Genomic DNA, 402 nt, shown 5'->3' on the forward strand with positions numbered 1-402 from the left:
GTTTTTTACAAACTTTAGATACTGTGATCACTGAGATGTATGTCGAGCGAGTAGTGATTGCTGAAGAAATTAAAGAAAAAAATCCTGAAATTTTTACCGCACTTTTATCTAAACTTAGTCAAATTGAGACTAATCAAGGTAATAAGGTTCAGATAGAGTTTGTATCACATGAAACTTTTAAAAAATATACACACCAAAGCAAAGCGATTGTTCGAAGTGGTGAGTGTTCTCCTTATGCCAATATAATTTTATATTCTGGTGTGCCATTTTGATTTAGGTGAAATTATGGAAACCTTACTTAAAATTTCTGGCATTGATAAATCTTTCCCTGGCGTGAAGGCTTTAAGTAATGCCTGTTTATCAGTTTATTCTGGTCGAGTTATGGCATTGATGGGGGAAAAT

Annotated in this window: 2 protein-coding genes; both read left to right on the top strand. The window is 33.3% G+C overall.

Going from position 1 to position 402, the window contains the following annotated elements; genetic code table 11:
• On the top strand, positions 1-272 hold a 272-nt coding region (gene rbsD / locus QQZ17_RS21165), incomplete at its 5' end, for a D-ribose pyranase (protein ID WP_284554168.1).
• A 13-nt stretch (positions 273-285) separates the two neighbouring features.
• Positions 286-402: hypothetical protein (locus tag QQZ17_RS21170; protein WP_284554169.1), on the top strand; the 117-nt coding region annotated here is incomplete at its 3' end.

Source organism: Citrobacter sp. T1.2D-1 (assembly GCF_950098555.1).
Lineage (GTDB): Bacteria > Pseudomonadota > Gammaproteobacteria > Enterobacterales > Enterobacteriaceae > Citrobacter_A > Citrobacter_A telavivensis.